This is a genomic window from Pseudomonas sp. NFACC08-1 (genome assembly GCF_900106735.1).
Taxonomy (GTDB): domain Bacteria; phylum Pseudomonadota; class Gammaproteobacteria; order Pseudomonadales; family Pseudomonadaceae; genus Aquipseudomonas; species Aquipseudomonas fluorescens_Q.
The window spans coordinates 171,483-186,126 of sequence record NZ_FNNL01000012.1 but is presented as its reverse complement, the minus strand read 5'-3'; the positions used below and the strand labels follow the sequence as shown (position 1 = coordinate 186,126).

Below are 14,644 nucleotides of genomic sequence, written 5' to 3'. Positions count from 1 at the left end.
GAAGCGAACATGACCTCAATGATTGAATACGTTGGTGCAAAATCCCTGACCGAGTGGTTGCAGGCCGCGGGCTATCGGGTCAATGAAACCGAGCAGAACGGTATCGTGCAGCTGCTCAGTGCCAGCCAGGGCATCGGCTTCGCGGTGCGTTTGGGTAATCCTGCGCCGACAGCGGGCCAGTACCTGGACTTCACGTTCAGTTGTGCCTTGCGGGTACAGGGCGAGTTGCCAGTTGGGTTGGTGGCGTTGTGGAACGCCTCGCGCCGCTTTGCCCGGTTGTCGCTGCAAGGCGAATTCCTGGTGATGGAAATGGACGTCGTGGTTGCGGCGGGCGTGAGTGCCGATCATCTGCGCAGCCACCTGGAACTGTGGGACCGCCTGTTGCAGGAGTTCATTGTCTACCTGCGTGAGTACAGCCAGAACGCGGCGCACCTGCAAACCCCGGCCGAGCCAGTCGAAGCGCCATCGGAGGAGGCCGTCGCATCGTGAAAAAGCCGACCTTCGTCATCAGCGCCGCCGCGCTGGGGCTGATCGCCGTGGCGCTGGTGCTGGGCCTGCGGCCGGGCAGCGATCCGGTCGCCGCGGTACAGACCGCCAGCGTTGTTTCGGCCGACTCGCCGAGCTTGGCCCGACTGGGCAACCAGCAGGTCAGCCCCGAAGAGCTCAAGACCTTGCTGGCCGCACTGGCCCCGGAGGTTCGCCAGCAAATGCGTGGCAATCGTGCTGCACTGGAAGGCTGGATCCGTGCGCGCCTGGCGGAAAAGGCCGTGTTGGAGCAGGCCGACGCCCAGGGTTGGCGCGAGCGGCCCGAGGTGCAGCGGCAGACGCGAGCGGCGGCTGAGCAGATTGTGTTTCGCGACTACATGCAGTCGGTCAGTCAGGTGCCGGCCGGGTATCCCAGTGACGAAGAACTGAAGCAGGCTTACGACGCCGGGAAAGCCAACTGGACCGCACCGGCGTTGTACCGCGTCAGCCAGATTTTCCTGGCAGCCACCGAGCCGCAAACCGTAGAGGCGGTGCGCCGGCAAGCGTCGGAACTGAGTAAAAAGGCCCAGGCGTCACCTGTCGAGTTTGCCGCCCTGGCCAGCCGTTTCTCCCAGGACCGCACCAGTGCCGAACGCGGCGGTGACAGCGGTTACCAGCCGTTGCAGCAACTGGTCCCGCCGGTGCGTGAGGCGGTGGCGCGCTTGAAAGTCGGCGCGGTATCGGACCCGGTGCAGAGCCCGGCAGGGTTCCATGTCATCAAGCTCACCGATCAACAGCCGGCCCGGGAAGCGACCTTGGAGGAAGTCCGCGAACGCCTGACCCAGGCCTTGCGTGCCCAGCGCCAGGAACAGATCGCCAAGGCCTACCTGGACGGTATGCTCGACACGGCCACATTGAGCATCGATGGCGCGCAGTTGAGCAAGGTGCTGGAGGAGGGGCTTTAGACCAGTACTTTGTTTGATGTGAACACCTTTGTGGCAAGAGGATTTCTTTGTGGCGAGGGGATTTATCCCCGTTGGGCTGCGTAGCAGCCCCTATCAATATCCCAGTGTCAGACCTGATGGATTTCAAGCCAAGGGGGCCGCTTCGCGACCCACGGGGATAAATCCCCTCGCCACTTCGTACAACCGACAGGGAGTCACCCATGACCTTCACCGAGCCCGCAGGACGCCAGGCTGTCACCGCATACCGCACGCCGTTGCGTGTCCCCGATCCCTGGCTGACATTGGCCGGCGGTATTGAACCGCAGGTGGCGCAGTGTTTCCTGGTCAGTGCCCGTTGCGGCTGCTTCATGCAAGCGGCCCGTAGCCTCAACGTCAAGGCAACCTTTCTGCGCAAGCAGTTGGCGCAGTTGGAGACGCGGCTGCAACGCTCGTTGTTCAGCTTCCAGGGCAGCGCCTTGACCCTCACTCGCGAAGGCCGGCAGTTGCAGGCGCGATTGATTACTCTGGCCCACGAAAGCGCGCCACCGTTGAACGAACAACCCATGATTCGCCTCGCCGTGGCCGAGTCGATTCTGCATGACATCCTGGGACGCGACTTGATCTCGTTGCTACGGCGCAACGCCCGCGTGCGACTGCAGATCATCACCCTGGACAGTGACCTGGCACTGCAAGCCGTCAGCGCCGACCTGGTGCTGTGGTTGAGTGATGCCCACACGTTGGGGCAGGGACCGAGCTTCGCCACGTTGCCTGCGGATCGCCTGGCGCGGCTGGACTATGTGCCGCACATCGCCAAGCGCTACTCCCGATCGGCCACGCGCCCGGACTGCCTGGACGACCTGAACGATTACATGCTGGTGCAATGGCAGGCGGACCGACACGTGGACGGCTTCGCCCCGTGGAACGCCCTGATAGAACAACGCCGGGCCGGTGTGGTGCAGGTGCAATCCTACGAACTGATGCTGGAAATGATTCGCTGCAGCGCCTGCATCGGCCTGTTGCCGCAGTACATGAGCCGTTTCGACCGAGGCCTGGTGGCATTGCCGCAAGTGTTCGGCTTGTCGATGCAGCGGCACTTGTGGATGGCCGTCAGTGTCCAGGCCGAAGGCTCGCCAGAGGTGCAGATGCTTCGTGAGCTGATCCATCACACGCTGGATGAGCGCCGGGATTGGTTCCAGGCATAATCGAAAAAAGGTGTCTCGCCCTTGTGGGCGCGAGCTTGCTCGCGATAGCGGCGTCCAACTGAACCACCGCTCCCACAGGTTCCCCGTAGTGCCTGGTGCGGCTTATAGTGATCGGCCTTGTACCGTCTCCAGGGAGGAGCCGCATGTCCGAATCATCGATCACCCTCGTACGCTTCACTGAAACCCACATCGCCGGTGTCACCGCGCTCTACAACGATCCGGCGGTGACTCGCCAGGTGCTGCAGATGCCTTTCCAGTCCACCGAAGTCTGGCGCAAGCGCCTGGCAATGGACGACGAGCGTTTATTGAAACTGGTGGCCCTGCACGAGGGTGAAGTCATCGGCAACCTGGGGCTGGAGCAGTTTTCCCGCGTGCGTCGTGCCCATTGCGGCAGCCTCGGCATGGGCGTGGCGGTCGCCTGGCAGGGCAAGGGTGTGGGCTCGATGTTGCTGGCCGCCGCGTTGGATGTCGCGGACAACTGGATGAACCTGCGGCGGGTCGAGTTGACGGTGTACGCCGACAACGAAGCGGCCATCGGGCTGTACCGCAAGTTTGGCTTCGAAACCGAAGGCCTGATGCGCGACTACGCCGTGCGTGACGGACGCTGGGTGGACACCCTGGCCATGGCACGGTTGCGCTGAAAGGCCCAGCTCGCAGGCAAAGAGGGCTTTTACGTACGCCAACGTCTTGAACCTGTCATCATCGCTCTTCGCAGTACTCCCTTAATCGAGGACCGGCCCATGGACGATGTACAGCAATTGGGCGAGATGCTTCGTCACTACGCCGACAGCGAAGCGCACAAGAAACAATTGCACCAGGCCCAGTCGACGGTTTGGGCAGAGCAGATCAAGGCGTTGTATGGGCAAATCGAGCAATGGCTGGCGCCTGTCATGGCGCTCGGTCTGCTGGAACTGAGCCGTGAGACGTATGTGGCGCACGGGCCGAGTGAGCCGGTAGAGACGTCCGGTTTCAAGACTGAAAAACTGACCTTGACCATTACCGGTAGGCCGGTGGAATTCGTACCGGAGGTGATGGGCGTAGGTGGGTTGATTTCATTGTCGATCATTGGCCTGGCCGCGACCCGTCACGGCAGTATTTCCCTGGTTTGCCAACCTCCATCGGTGCAATGGCAATGGCGCCGGACCAACGGGTTGAAGGACCCCGACACGTTTGCCTTCGATGCCAACTTCCTCGCACAACAGTTGCAGAGCCTGATACCGCGCGAGCGTGGCTGAATCACGCATTCTTTTCAGAGCAGGCAAAAACCTGTCCATTGGCTATACCTGTAGTTCCGGCCCCGCCTCGTGTGGCTTACAGGAGTGACAGCATGAAGTTTTCGTCGATGATCGGCACTGTTTGCATTGCCTCGCTCGCCTTGGCGGGTTGCTCCAGCAAAGTCACACAGCCGGATGAGTACTCCGGGTTCCTGGGGGATTACAGTCGGCTCAAGGAAGAAAAGTCGCCGTCGGGGGCCGAGGTGATGCGTTGGGTCGATCCGAAGATCGACCCAGGCAAGTACACCAGTTTCTATATCGAGCCGACACAGCTTTACCCCAAGCCGCAGCCGACCGAGAAGATCCCTCAGGCGACGCTGTCGGGTATCACCGCTTATTACGATCAGGCCCTCAAGCGGGAAGCAGGAAAATCCTTGCCCCTGGCGACAGCGCCTGGGCCGGGTGTATTGGTGATGCGCGCGGCCATCACGGCTGTCGGCAGCAAGACCGAAGGCTTGAAACCGTATGAGGTGATCCCGATTGCGCTGGTGGCGGCCGCTGTGAGCACGGCAAGCGGCATTCGCGACCAGGAAACCACCCTGGGCACCGAAGCGGTTTTTCTCGACGGTGGCAACAACGCGGTGGTCGCCCAGGTGGTGCGCAAAGGCACGGGCAAGCCGTTGTCCAACGAGTCCCAGGTGATGAAGCCCGATGACGTCAAAGGGGTCATCGATGGCTGGGCGTCGGATTTGCATCAGTCGTTTCTGAAATTCAAGGCTAAATAGCCACCGCCGCAACCTCACGCGCCGGCGTCCAAACCACGACTTTTTATGTCCAACCATAGGTCGCGCAAGCATTTCGTGGTTAACTCCGGCCTTCACCTTTTTCAAACCTGTCAGAAGGAATCCGTTCATGGCTCAAGTCACCCTCAAAGGCAACCCGGTCCAAGTCAACGGCCAGTTGCCACAAGCCGGTAGCAAGGCGCCAGCCTTTTCCCTGGTTGCCGGCAATCTGTCGGACGTTTCCCTGAAGGACTTCGCCGGCAAGCGTAAAGTGCTGAACATTTTCCCAAGTGTCGACACGCCGACCTGCGCCACCTCCGTGCGCAAGTTCAATGCCCAGGCCAACGGCCTGACCAACACTGTGGTGCTCTGCATCTCCGCCGATCTGCCGTTCGCCCAGGCGCGTTTCTGCGGCGCCGAAGGCCTGGAAAATGTCCAGAACCTGTCGACCCTGCGCGGTACCGAGTTCATCCAGGACTACGGCGTGGCGATCGCCGATGGCCCACTGAAAGGCCTGACCGCCCGTGCCGTGGTGGTGCTGGACGAAAACGACACCGTGCTGCACAGCGAGCTGGTCAAGGAAATCGGTGAAGAGCCGAACTACGACGCTGCGCTGGCCGTTCTGAAATAAAGTATTTATTACAATTGTTAACGGCCTGGCCCTGTCCAGGCCGTTTTCTTTTGTGCTTCAACGTCTTAGCTGACTATTCGAAAGGTAAGCCCAACGTAAATTGCCGGTAAAGGCGCTTTGCTAAACACCCGCCAGTGCTTATCGTTCAGCCTCCCGTAAAAGAAGTCCACGCGTCCAATGGTTGATCACTCCATGCAATCCTCTGTTTCCCGCAATTCCCGTCGCTGGCTGTTCGGCCTGTTCATCGTATTGGTCGTCGCGGCGCTGACCTGGAAGTTCTGGCCCAGTGGCTCGGCGCAGAAGCCTGGGGCAGGGGATAAGGCCGCGGCGGGGCACATGGGGCGCTCGGGTGGCATGCGGCCAGGGTTCGGTGGGGCGACGGGGCCGATTCCGGTACGGGTGGCGCCGGCGGTGACCGGGGATTTCCCTCTGTACTTCAAGGCGCTGGGCACGGTCACCGCGCTCAATACCATCAACGTGCGCAGCCGCGTGGGGGGCGAACTGGTCAAGATCGCCTTCGAAGAGGGGCAGATGGTCAAGGCCGGGGACTTGTTGGCCGAGATCGACCCGCGTCCGTACCAGAACGCCTTGCTCCAGGCCGAAGGCACGTTGTTGCAGAACCAGGCCCAGCTGAAAAATGCCCAGGTAGACTTTGAGCGCTATCGCGGCCTGTACGCCGAAGACAGCATTGCCAAGCAAACCCTCGACACCGCCGCGGCGCTGGTGGGCCAGTACCAGGGCACGGTCAAGACCAACCAGGCGGCGGTCAACGACGCCAAGCTCAACCTCGAATTCACCAAGATCCGTGCGCCCATCTCCGGGCGGGTCGGTTTGCGGCAACTGGATATCGGCAACCTGGTGGCGGCCAACGACACCACGGCCCTGGCAGTCATCACCCAGACCCAACCCATCAGCGTCGTGTTCACCTTGCCGGAAAACAACCTCGACACGGTGCTGGCCCGTTATCGCAGCGGGGCGAAACTGCCCGTCGAGGCTTGGGACCGGGGCGATGTGAAGCTGCAGGCCAGCGGCGTGCTGCAAAGCCTGGACAACCAGATCGATGTCACCACTGGCACCTTGAAATTCAAGGCCCGCTACGAGAACCGCGACCAGTCGCTGTTTCCCAATCAGTTCGTCAATGTCCGCCTGCTGGCCGACACCCTCAAAGGCGTGACCCTGGCGCCGACGGCGGCCATCCAGTTCGGGACCAATGGCACCTTCGTCTATGCCCTGGATGGCGACAAGAAGGTCACCATCAAAAAGCTGAAGATCGGTGCCAGCGACGGAGCGAATACCGTGGTCACCGAAGGCCTGGCCGCCGGTGACCGGGTGGTGCTCGAAGGCACCGATCGCTTGAAGGAAGGCAGTGAAGTGGAAGTGGTCAGCGACAGCCAGGAAGTGCCCACCACGCCGACCGAGCACCTGCAGGGCAAGTCCGCAGCGGTGCCCGCTGAGCCGGTTGCGGCCGACAAGGCGAAAAAGGGCGGCGCATGAATCTCTCGCGGCTGTTCATCCTTCGCCCGGTCGCCACCACCCTGAGCATGCTGGCGATCATCCTGGCCGGCCTGATCGCCTATCGGCTGCTGCCGGTGTCGGCCTTGCCCCAGGTCGATTACCCGACCATCCGCGTGATGACCCTTTACCCGGGCGCCAGTCCCGATGTGATGACCAGCGCGGTGACCGCGCCCCTGGAACGCCAGTTCGGGCAGATGCCGGGCCTGACGCAGATGGCCTCCACCAGTTCCGGTGGTGCCTCGGTGATTACCCTGCGCTTCAACCTCGACATCAACATGGACGTCGCCGAGCAGCAGGTGCAGGCGGCGATCAACGCGGCCACCAACCTGCTGCCCAAGGACCTGCCGGCACCGCCGGTGTACAACAAGGTCAACCCGGCCGACACCCCGGTGCTGACCCTGGCGATCACCTCCAAGACCATGCTGCTGCCCAAGCTCAACGACTTGGTGGACACCCGCATGGCGCAGAAAATCGCCCAGATCAATGGCGTGGGCATGGTCACCATCGCCGGCGGCCAGCGCCAGGCCGTGCGGATCAAGGTCAACCCCGAGGCCCTGGCGGCCAATGGCTTGAACCTGGCGGATGTGCGCACGCTGATCGGTGCCTCCAACGTCAACCAGCCCAAGGGCAATTTCGACGGCCCGACCCGGGTCTCGATGCTCGACGCCAACGACCAGTTGACCTCGCCCAAGGACTACGCCGAACTGATCCTGGCCTACGCCAACGGCGCGCCGTTGCGGCTCAAGGACGTGGCGCAGATCGTCGACGGCGCCGAAAACGAACGCCTTGCCGCCTGGGCCAACGAAAACCAGGCGGTGCTGCTGAACATCCAGCGCCAGCCGGGGGCCAACGTCATCGAAGTGGTGGACCGGATCAAGGCCCTGCTGCCGAGCATCACCGACAACTTGCCGGCCGGCCTGGATGTCACCGTGCTGACCGACCGCACCCAGACCATCCGAGCTTCGGTCACCGACGTGCAGCATGAATTACTGATCGCCATCGCCCTGGTGGTCATGGTGACCTTCCTGTTCCTGCGTCGCGTCAGCGCCACGATCATTCCGTCGGTGGCCGTGCCGTTGTCGCTGATCGGCACCTTCGGTGTGATGTACCTGGCCGGTTTTTCCGTCAATAACCTGACCTTGATGGCCCTGACCATCGCCACCGGTTTTGTGGTGGACGATGCAATCGTCATGCTGGAGAACATTGCTCGTTTCATCGAGGAGGGCGACAGCCCGCTGCAGGCCGCGCTCAAGGGCGCGAAGCAGATCGGCTTCACGCTGATTTCCCTGACGCTGTCGCTGATCGCCGTGTTGATCCCGCTGCTGTTCATGGCCGACGTGGTCGGACGCTTGTTTCGCGAGTTCGCCATCACCCTGGCGGTGGCGATCCTGATTTCCCTGGTGGTCTCCCTGACCCTGACGCCGATGATGTGTGCCCGCTTGCTCAAGCGTGAGCCCGAGGAAGCAGAGCAGGGCCGTTTCTACCGCGCCAGCGGCGCCTGGATCGACTGGCTGATCGCCGCCTATGGGCGTAAATTGCAGTGGGTGCTCAGGCATCAGCCGCTGACCCTGCTGGTGGCGGTGGGTAGCCTGGTACTGACGGTGGTGCTGTACCTGGCCGTGCCCAAGGGGTTCTTTCCGGTGCAGGACACCGGGGTGATCCAGGGCATTTCCGAGGCACCGCAATCGATCTCCTTTGCCGCCATGAGCGAGCGGCAGCAGCAACTGGCGAAAGTGATCCTGGCGGACCCGGCGGTGGAGAGTCTGTCATCCTACATCGGCGTGGACGGCGACAACGCCACGCTCAACAGCGGTCGCCTGCTGATCAACCTCAAGCCCCACAGTGAACGGGATGACAGTGCCACCGAGATCATTGCCCGCTTGCAGCCGCAATTGGATCGGCTGGTGGGCATTCGCCTGTTCATGCAGCCAGTGCAGGACCTGACCATCGAAGACCGGGTCAGCCGGACCCAGTACCAATTCAGCCTGTCGTCGCCGGACGCCGAATTGCTCAGCCTCTGGAGCGGGCGCCTGGTCGAAGCCCTGGCCCAACAGGCGGAGCTGACCGATGTGGCCAGCGACCTGCAGGACAAGGGTTTGCAGGTCTACCTGGTGATCGACCGCGACGCCGCCTCACGCCTGGGCGTCTCCGTGTCGAACATCACCGATGCGCTCTATGACGCCTTCGGCCAGCGGCAGATTTCCACCATCTACACCCAGGCCAGCCAGTACCGGGTGGTGTTGCAGGCCCAGGCCGGGGAACGGATCGGGCCCCAGGCGCTGGACCAGATTCACGTCAAGACCACCGACGGTGGGCAGGTACGGCTGTCGAGCCTGGCTCGGGTCGAAGAACGCCAGGCGCAACTGGCGATTGCCCACATTGGCCAGTTTCCGGCGGTGATGATGTCGTTCAACCTTGCGCCGGGCGTGGCCCTGGGGCATGCGGTGGACGTGATCGAAAAGGTCCAGCGGGACATCGGCATGCCGGTGGGCGTGCAGACCGAGTTCCAGGGCGCAGCCCAAGCATTCCAGGCGTCGCTGTCGAGTACCTTGCTGCTGATCCTGGCAGCGGTGGTGACTATGTATATCGTGCTGGGCGTGTTGTACGAAAGCTACATCCACCCGATCACCATCCTTTCCACTTTGCCCTCGGCGGCCATCGGCGCCTTGCTGGCCTTGATCCTCAGCGGCAATGACCTGGGCATGATCGCGATCATTGGCATCATCCTGCTGATCGGCATCGTCAAGAAAAACGCGATCATGATGATCGACTTCGCCCTCGACGCCGAACGCAACCAGGGCGTCGACCCGCAGACGGCGATCTATCAGGCTGCATTACTGCGCTTTCGCCCGATCCTGATGACCACCCTGGCGGCCTTGTTCGGCGCAATACCTCTGATGTTCGCCACCGGTTCCGGCGCTGAACTGCGCCAGCCCCTGGGCTTGGTGATGGTGGGCGGGTTGTTGGTGAGCCAGGTGCTGACGTTGTTCACCACGCCAGTGATCTACCTGTATTTCGATCGCCTCGGACGCCGCTTCGCCAAGCCAGAAGGGAAAGAGGTGCGGGCATGACGCTTAGCGTGGGCCGGACGCACACCCTGTGGCGAGGGAGCTTGCTCCCGCTGGGCTGCGCAGCAGACCTTTTTGTGAGTGCTGCGCACTCAAGCGGGAGCAAGCTCCCTCGCCACAAAAGTGTGTGCTGCATGACGCCTGATGGCTGGAGCGCTCACCCATGAATCTCTCTGGCCCCTTCATCCGCCGCCCCGTCGCGACCATGCTTCTGAGCTTCGCCATCACATTGCTCGGCAGCGTGTGCTTCGGCCTGCTGCCGGTTTCACCGCTGCCACAGATGGATTTCCCGGTGATCGTGGTCCAGGCCAACTTGCCAGGGGCCAGCCCCGAGGTGATGGCTTCGACGGTGGCTACGCCCCTGGAGCGTTCCTTCGGCGCCATCGCCGGGGTCAACACCATGAGCAGCCGTTCCAGCCAGGGTTCTACCCGCGTCATTCTGCAATTCGACCTGGACCGTGACATCAACGGTGCCGCCCGGGAAGTGCAGGCGGCCATCAATGCGTCGCGCAACCTGTTGCCCAGCGGCATGCGCAGTATGCCGACCTATAAGAAGGTCAACCCGTCCCAGGCGCCGATCATGGTGCTGTCGCTGACCTCGGATGTGTTGAAAAAAGGCCAGCTCTACGACCTGGCTTCGACCATCCTGTCCCAGAGCCTGTCCCAGGTATCGGGCGTCGGCGAGGTACAGATCGGCGGCAGCTCGTTGCCGGCGGTGCGCATCGAACTGGAGCCGCATCTGCTCAACCAGTACGGCGTGGCCCTCGATGATGTGCGCACCGCCGTTGCCGATAGCAATGTGCGCCGACCCAAGGGCTCGGTGGAGGACGATCGGCGCATGTGGCAGGTCCAGGCCAACGATCAACTGGAGAAGGCCAAGGACTACGAAACGCTGATCATCCGTTATCAGGATGGCTCGGTACTGCGACTCAAGGACGTGGCGAAAGTCACCGACGGCGTCGAGGATCGCTACAACAGCGGTTTCTTCAACAACGATGCCGCCGTGTTGCTGGTGATCAACCGCCAGGCCGGGGCCAACATCATCGAGACGGTCAACGAAATCAAGGCGCAACTGCCGGCGTTACAGGCCGTGCTGCCGGCCAGCGTCAAGCTGAACCTGGCGATGGACCGCTCGCCGGTGATCAAGGCCACCCTGCATGAAGCGGAAATGACCTTGCTGATCGCCGTGGCCCTGGTGGTGCTGGTGGTGTTCCTGTTCCTCGGCAACTTCCGCGCCTCGTTGATCCCGACGCTGGCGGTTCCGGTGTCGTTGGTGGGCACGTTTGCGGTGATGTACCTGTACGGTTTCTCCCTGAACAACCTGTCCTTGATGGCGTTGATCCTCGCGACCGGGTTGGTGGTGGACGATGCCATCGTGGTGCTGGAGAACATTTCCCGGCATATCGACGAAGGCGTTCCCCCTATGACGGCGGCGTATAGGGGGGCCGAAGAGGTGGGTTTCACCTTGCTGTCGATGAACGTCTCGCTGGTGGCGGTGTTCCTGTCGATCCTGTTCATGGGCGGGATCATCGAGAGCCTGTTTCGCGAATTTTCCATTACCCTGGCGGCGTCCATCGTAGTCTCGCTGGTGGTCTCGCTGACCCTCACACCGATGCTCTGCGCCCGCTGGCTCAAGCCTCACGTGCCCGGGCAGGAGAATCGCTTCCAGCGCTGGAGCCTGCGGCTCAATGAGCGGATGGTCCGTGGTTATGCCACCAGCCTGGACTGGGTGCTGCGCCATCGGCGTCTGACCTTGCTGAGCCTGTTGGTGACCATCGGCGTGAACGTCGCGTTGTATGTGGTGGTGCCGAAAACCTTCATGCCGCAGCAGGACACTGGCCAGTTGATCGGTTTCGTGCGTGGCGATGACGGGCTGTCGTTCAACGTGATGCAGCCGAAGATGGAAATCTTCCGCCGCGCCGTACTCAAGGACGAGGCGGTGCAAAGCGTCGCCGGTTTCATCGGTGGCAACAACGGTACCAACAACGCCTTCATGCTGGTGCGCCTCAAGCCGATCAAGGAGCGTAATATTTCTGCACAGAAAGTCATCGAGCGCCTTCGTAAAGAAATGCCCAATGTCCCCGGCGCTCAGTTGATGTTGATGGCCGACCAGGACCTGCAGTTCGGTGGCGGTCGCGAGCAGACCACCTCGCAGTATTCCTACATCCTGCAAAGCGCCGACCTGGCGTCGCTGCGCGCGTGGTACCCCAAGGTCGTGGCGGCCTTCAGGGCCTTGCCGGAGCTGACCGCCATCGACGCTCGTGACGGCGGCGGGGCGCAGCAGGTGACGCTGGTGGTGGACCGCGACCAGGCCAAGCGCCTGGGCATCGACATGGACATGGTCACCGCGGTGCTCAACAACGCCTACAGCCAGCGGCAGATCTCGACCATCTACGACAGCCTCAACCAGTACCAGGTGGTGATGGAGGTCAATCCCAAGTATGCCCAGGACCCGAGTACCCTCGAGCAGGTCCAGGTGATCACCGCCGATGGCGCGCGCGTACCGCTGTCGGCCATTGCCCACTACGAGAACAGCCTGGAGGACGACCGGGTCAGCCATGAGGGTCAGTTCGCGTCCGAGGGCATTTCCTTCGACATGGCCGAAGGTGTCACGGTGGAGCAGGGCACCGCGGCCATCGAACGGGCACTTGCCAAGCTCGGGTTGCCCGAGGATGTCATCGTGAAAATGGCCGGCACCGCCGATGCGTTCGCCGCCACCCAGAAAAGCCAACCGTTCATGATCCTCGGGGCGTTGCTGGCGGTGTACCTGGTGTTGGGTGTGCTCTATGAAAGCTACATCCATCCGTTGACCATCCTGTCTACGTTGCCATCGGCCGGGGTCGGCGCGTTGCTGTCGATCTACGCGCTGGGTGGCGAGTTCAGCCTGATCTCGCTGTTGGGGCTGTTCCTGCTGATCGGCGTGGTGAAGAAAAACGCCATCCTGATGATCGATCTGGCGCTGCAACTCGAACGTGCTGGGCAGACGCCACTGGAGTCGATCCGCAGCGCTTGCCTGCTGCGGTTGCGGCCGATCCTGATGACCACGCTGGCGGCGATCCTTGGTGCCTTGCCGCTGTTGCTCGGCGCCGCCGAAGGCTCGGAAATGCGCCAGCCATTGGGCCTGACCATCATCGGTGGGTTGGTGTTCAGCCAGGTTCTGACGCTCTACACCACACCGGTGGTTTACCTTTATCTCGACAAGCTGCGCCATCGCTTCAATCGCTGGCGCGGTGTGCGCACTGATGCTGCCCTGGAAACTCCGCTATGACCGACCGTTCGCCTTTCAATCTTGCCGCAACGCTGGCCACCGCCCGTGGTTCGCGGGTGCTGAGCCTGGTGCTCTGCGTGGCGATGCTCAGTGCCTGCGCCGTCGGCCCGGATTATCAACGTCCCCAGGCTGCCGAGCCGGTGCAATACAAGGAGGCCCAGGGCTGGCGCCAGGCCAACCCCAGCGATGCGATGGCCAGGGGTGCTTGGTGGGAGCTGTACGGCGATGTGCAACTCAATGGTCTGGTGGACCAGCTCAATGCGTCCAACCAGACCGTGGCCCAGGCCGACGCCCAATACCGGCAGGCCCGGGCGCTGGTGCGCAACGCCCGTGGCGCATTTTTCCCCACCGTGGACCTGACCGTCGGCAAGACCCGCTCCAGTCAGGGCACCGGTAGCAGCAGTTCGAGCCTGAGCAGTTCGTCCAGCGGCATTCGCGACACCTATAGCGCCCAGGCCGGTGTCAGCTGGGAGGCGGACGTATGGGGCAAGTTGCGCCGCACCCTGGAAGCCGACGAGGCAAGCGCCCAAGCCAGTTTTGCCGACCTGGCGGCGATGCGCCTGAGCCAGCAATCGGAACTGGTGCAGAACTACCTGCAGTTGCGGGTGATCGATGAACAGAAGCGCCTGTTGCAGACCACCGTCGACAACTATCAGCGCTCCCTGAAAATGACCGAAAACCAGTACCGCGCCGGGGTGTCCGGCAAGGACGCGGTGGCTCAGGCGCAAAACCAGCTCAAGACCACCCAGGGCGACCTGATCGACTTGATCTGGCAACGGGCCCAGTTTGAAAACGCCATTGCCGTACTGGTCGGCCTGCCGCCGGCCGAGTTCAACCTGGCCGAGACCCAGGACATCCCGTCGCTGCCGCAGATCCCGGTGGCGCTGCCGTCGCAACTGCTCGAACGCCGGCCGGATATCGCCTCGGCGGAACGTTCGGTGATGGCCGCCAACGCCAACATCGGGGTCGCCAAGGCCGCGTATTACCCGGACCTGACCCTGAGCCTCAGTGGCGGCTACAGCAGCAGTACCTACGACAACTGGGTGAGCGTGCCGAACCGGTTCTGGTCGGTAGGGCCACAACTGGCGATGACGTTGTTCGATGGCGGCCAGCGTTCGGCAGAGGTCGACCGTACTGTCGCGGCCTACGATCAGACCGTCGCCACCTATCGCCAGACCGTGCTCGACGGCTTGCGCGAGGTGGAAAATTACATGATCCAGCTCAAAGTGCTGGAAGACGAAGCCCGCGTGCGCCAGGAAGCCCTCGACGCCGCCCGCGAATCCCTGCGCTTGACGCAGAACCAGTACAAGGCCGGGTTGATTGCCTACCTCGATGTGGTGACCGTCCAGGCTACCGCCCTGAGCAACGAGCGCAGCGTGCTGAGCCTGCAACAGAGCCGCCTGATCGCCAGCGTGCAGTTGATTGCGGCGTTGGGTGGTGGTTGGGATGGGCAGCTAAAGACGGATGAGTAATCCGTCGAGCCGGTAATGCTGCACGGTTTAAGAGCCGAGATGCATTTGTGGCGAGGGAGCTTGCTCCCGCTGGGCTGCGCAGC

General features: G+C 62.4%; 11 protein-coding genes. All 11 read left to right on the top strand.

The genetic code is table 11. The features are described 5' to 3' along the window. Window positions 1–9 precede the first annotated feature (9 nt). The 11 genes from BLU76_RS22965 (at window position 10) to BLU76_RS22915 (ending at window position 14,561) form a co-directional block, all read left to right on the top strand. Entirely contained in the window at window positions 10–489 is a 480-nt protein-coding gene (locus BLU76_RS22965) for a YbjN domain-containing protein (protein WP_063321354.1), read from the top strand. Next, window positions 486–1,430: a peptidylprolyl isomerase gene (locus tag BLU76_RS22960; protein ID WP_092143669.1), complete on the top strand. Its 945-nt coding sequence runs from the start codon at window positions 486–488 to the stop codon at window positions 1,428–1,430. Before BLU76_RS22965 ends, BLU76_RS22960 begins: the two co-directional genes overlap by 4 nt. 200 nt (window positions 1,431–1,630) lie before the next feature. Next, window positions 1,631–2,611, top strand: coding sequence for a LysR family transcriptional regulator (locus BLU76_RS22955; protein ID WP_092143666.1), 981 nt, complete (start codon window positions 1,631–1,633; stop codon window positions 2,609–2,611). A 143-nt stretch (window positions 2,612–2,754) separates the two neighbouring features. After that, complete coding sequence (locus BLU76_RS22950; protein ID WP_063321351.1) at window positions 2,755–3,252, top strand: GNAT family N-acetyltransferase; 498 nt, start codon at window positions 2,755–2,757, stop codon at window positions 3,250–3,252. A gap of 99 nt (window positions 3,253–3,351) precedes the next feature. Continuing rightward, complete coding sequence (locus BLU76_RS22945; protein ID WP_063321350.1) at window positions 3,352–3,846, top strand: hypothetical protein; 495 nt, start codon at window positions 3,352–3,354, stop codon at window positions 3,844–3,846. 92 nt (window positions 3,847–3,938) lie between these two features. After that, window positions 3,939–4,610, top strand: coding sequence for a DUF3313 domain-containing protein (locus BLU76_RS22940; RefSeq protein ID WP_092143663.1), 672 nt, complete (start codon window positions 3,939–3,941; stop codon window positions 4,608–4,610). 127 nt (window positions 4,611–4,737) lie between these two features. Then, the gene (gene tpx / locus BLU76_RS22935; RefSeq protein WP_063321348.1) at window positions 4,738–5,238 is read left to right on the top strand and encodes a thiol peroxidase; all 501 of its coding nucleotides are present in this window, start codon (window positions 4,738–4,740) and stop codon (window positions 5,236–5,238) included. A gap of 177 nt (window positions 5,239–5,415) precedes the next feature. Next, window positions 5,416–6,732, top strand: coding sequence for an MdtA/MuxA family multidrug efflux RND transporter periplasmic adaptor subunit (locus BLU76_RS22930; protein WP_092224609.1), 1,317 nt, complete (start codon window positions 5,416–5,418; stop codon window positions 6,730–6,732). Beyond that, on the top strand, window positions 6,729–9,824 hold the full coding sequence (locus BLU76_RS22925; RefSeq protein WP_092224607.1) for an MdtB/MuxB family multidrug efflux RND transporter permease subunit: 3,096 nt from the start codon (window positions 6,729–6,731) through the stop codon (window positions 9,822–9,824). Before BLU76_RS22930 ends, BLU76_RS22925 begins: the two co-directional genes overlap by 4 nt. A gap of 160 nt (window positions 9,825–9,984) precedes the next feature. Next, the gene (locus tag BLU76_RS22920; protein ID WP_092224606.1) at window positions 9,985–13,089 is read left to right on the top strand and encodes an efflux RND transporter permease subunit; all 3,105 of its coding nucleotides are present in this window, start codon (window positions 9,985–9,987) and stop codon (window positions 13,087–13,089) included. Then, window positions 13,086–14,561: an efflux transporter outer membrane subunit gene (locus BLU76_RS22915; RefSeq protein ID WP_092143651.1), complete on the top strand. Its 1,476-nt coding sequence runs from the start codon at window positions 13,086–13,088 to the stop codon at window positions 14,559–14,561. Before BLU76_RS22920 ends, BLU76_RS22915 begins: the two co-directional genes overlap by 4 nt. Window positions 14,562–14,644 lie beyond the last annotated feature (83 nt).

Coding starts and splice junctions, on each gene's coding strand:
- BLU76_RS22945 (WP_063321350.1), top strand. CDS start 3,352: ATGGACGATGTACAGCAATTGGGCGAGATGCTTCGTCACTACGCCGAC.
- tpx (WP_063321348.1), top strand. CDS start 4,738: ATGGCTCAAGTCACCCTCAAAGGCAACCCGGTCCAAGTCAACGGCCAG.
- BLU76_RS22955 (WP_092143666.1), top strand. CDS start 1,631: ATGACCTTCACCGAGCCCGCAGGACGCCAGGCTGTCACCGCATACCGC.
- BLU76_RS22965 (WP_063321354.1), top strand. CDS start 10: ATGACCTCAATGATTGAATACGTTGGTGCAAAATCCCTGACCGAGTGG.
- BLU76_RS22930 (WP_092224609.1), top strand. CDS start 5,416: ATGGTTGATCACTCCATGCAATCCTCTGTTTCCCGCAATTCCCGTCGC.
- BLU76_RS22915 (WP_092143651.1), top strand. CDS start 13,086: ATGACCGACCGTTCGCCTTTCAATCTTGCCGCAACGCTGGCCACCGCC.
- BLU76_RS22920 (WP_092224606.1), top strand. CDS start 9,985: ATGAATCTCTCTGGCCCCTTCATCCGCCGCCCCGTCGCGACCATGCTT.
- BLU76_RS22925 (WP_092224607.1), top strand. CDS start 6,729: ATGAATCTCTCGCGGCTGTTCATCCTTCGCCCGGTCGCCACCACCCTG.
- BLU76_RS22940 (WP_092143663.1), top strand. CDS start 3,939: ATGAAGTTTTCGTCGATGATCGGCACTGTTTGCATTGCCTCGCTCGCC.
- BLU76_RS22950 (WP_063321351.1), top strand. CDS start 2,755: ATGTCCGAATCATCGATCACCCTCGTACGCTTCACTGAAACCCACATC.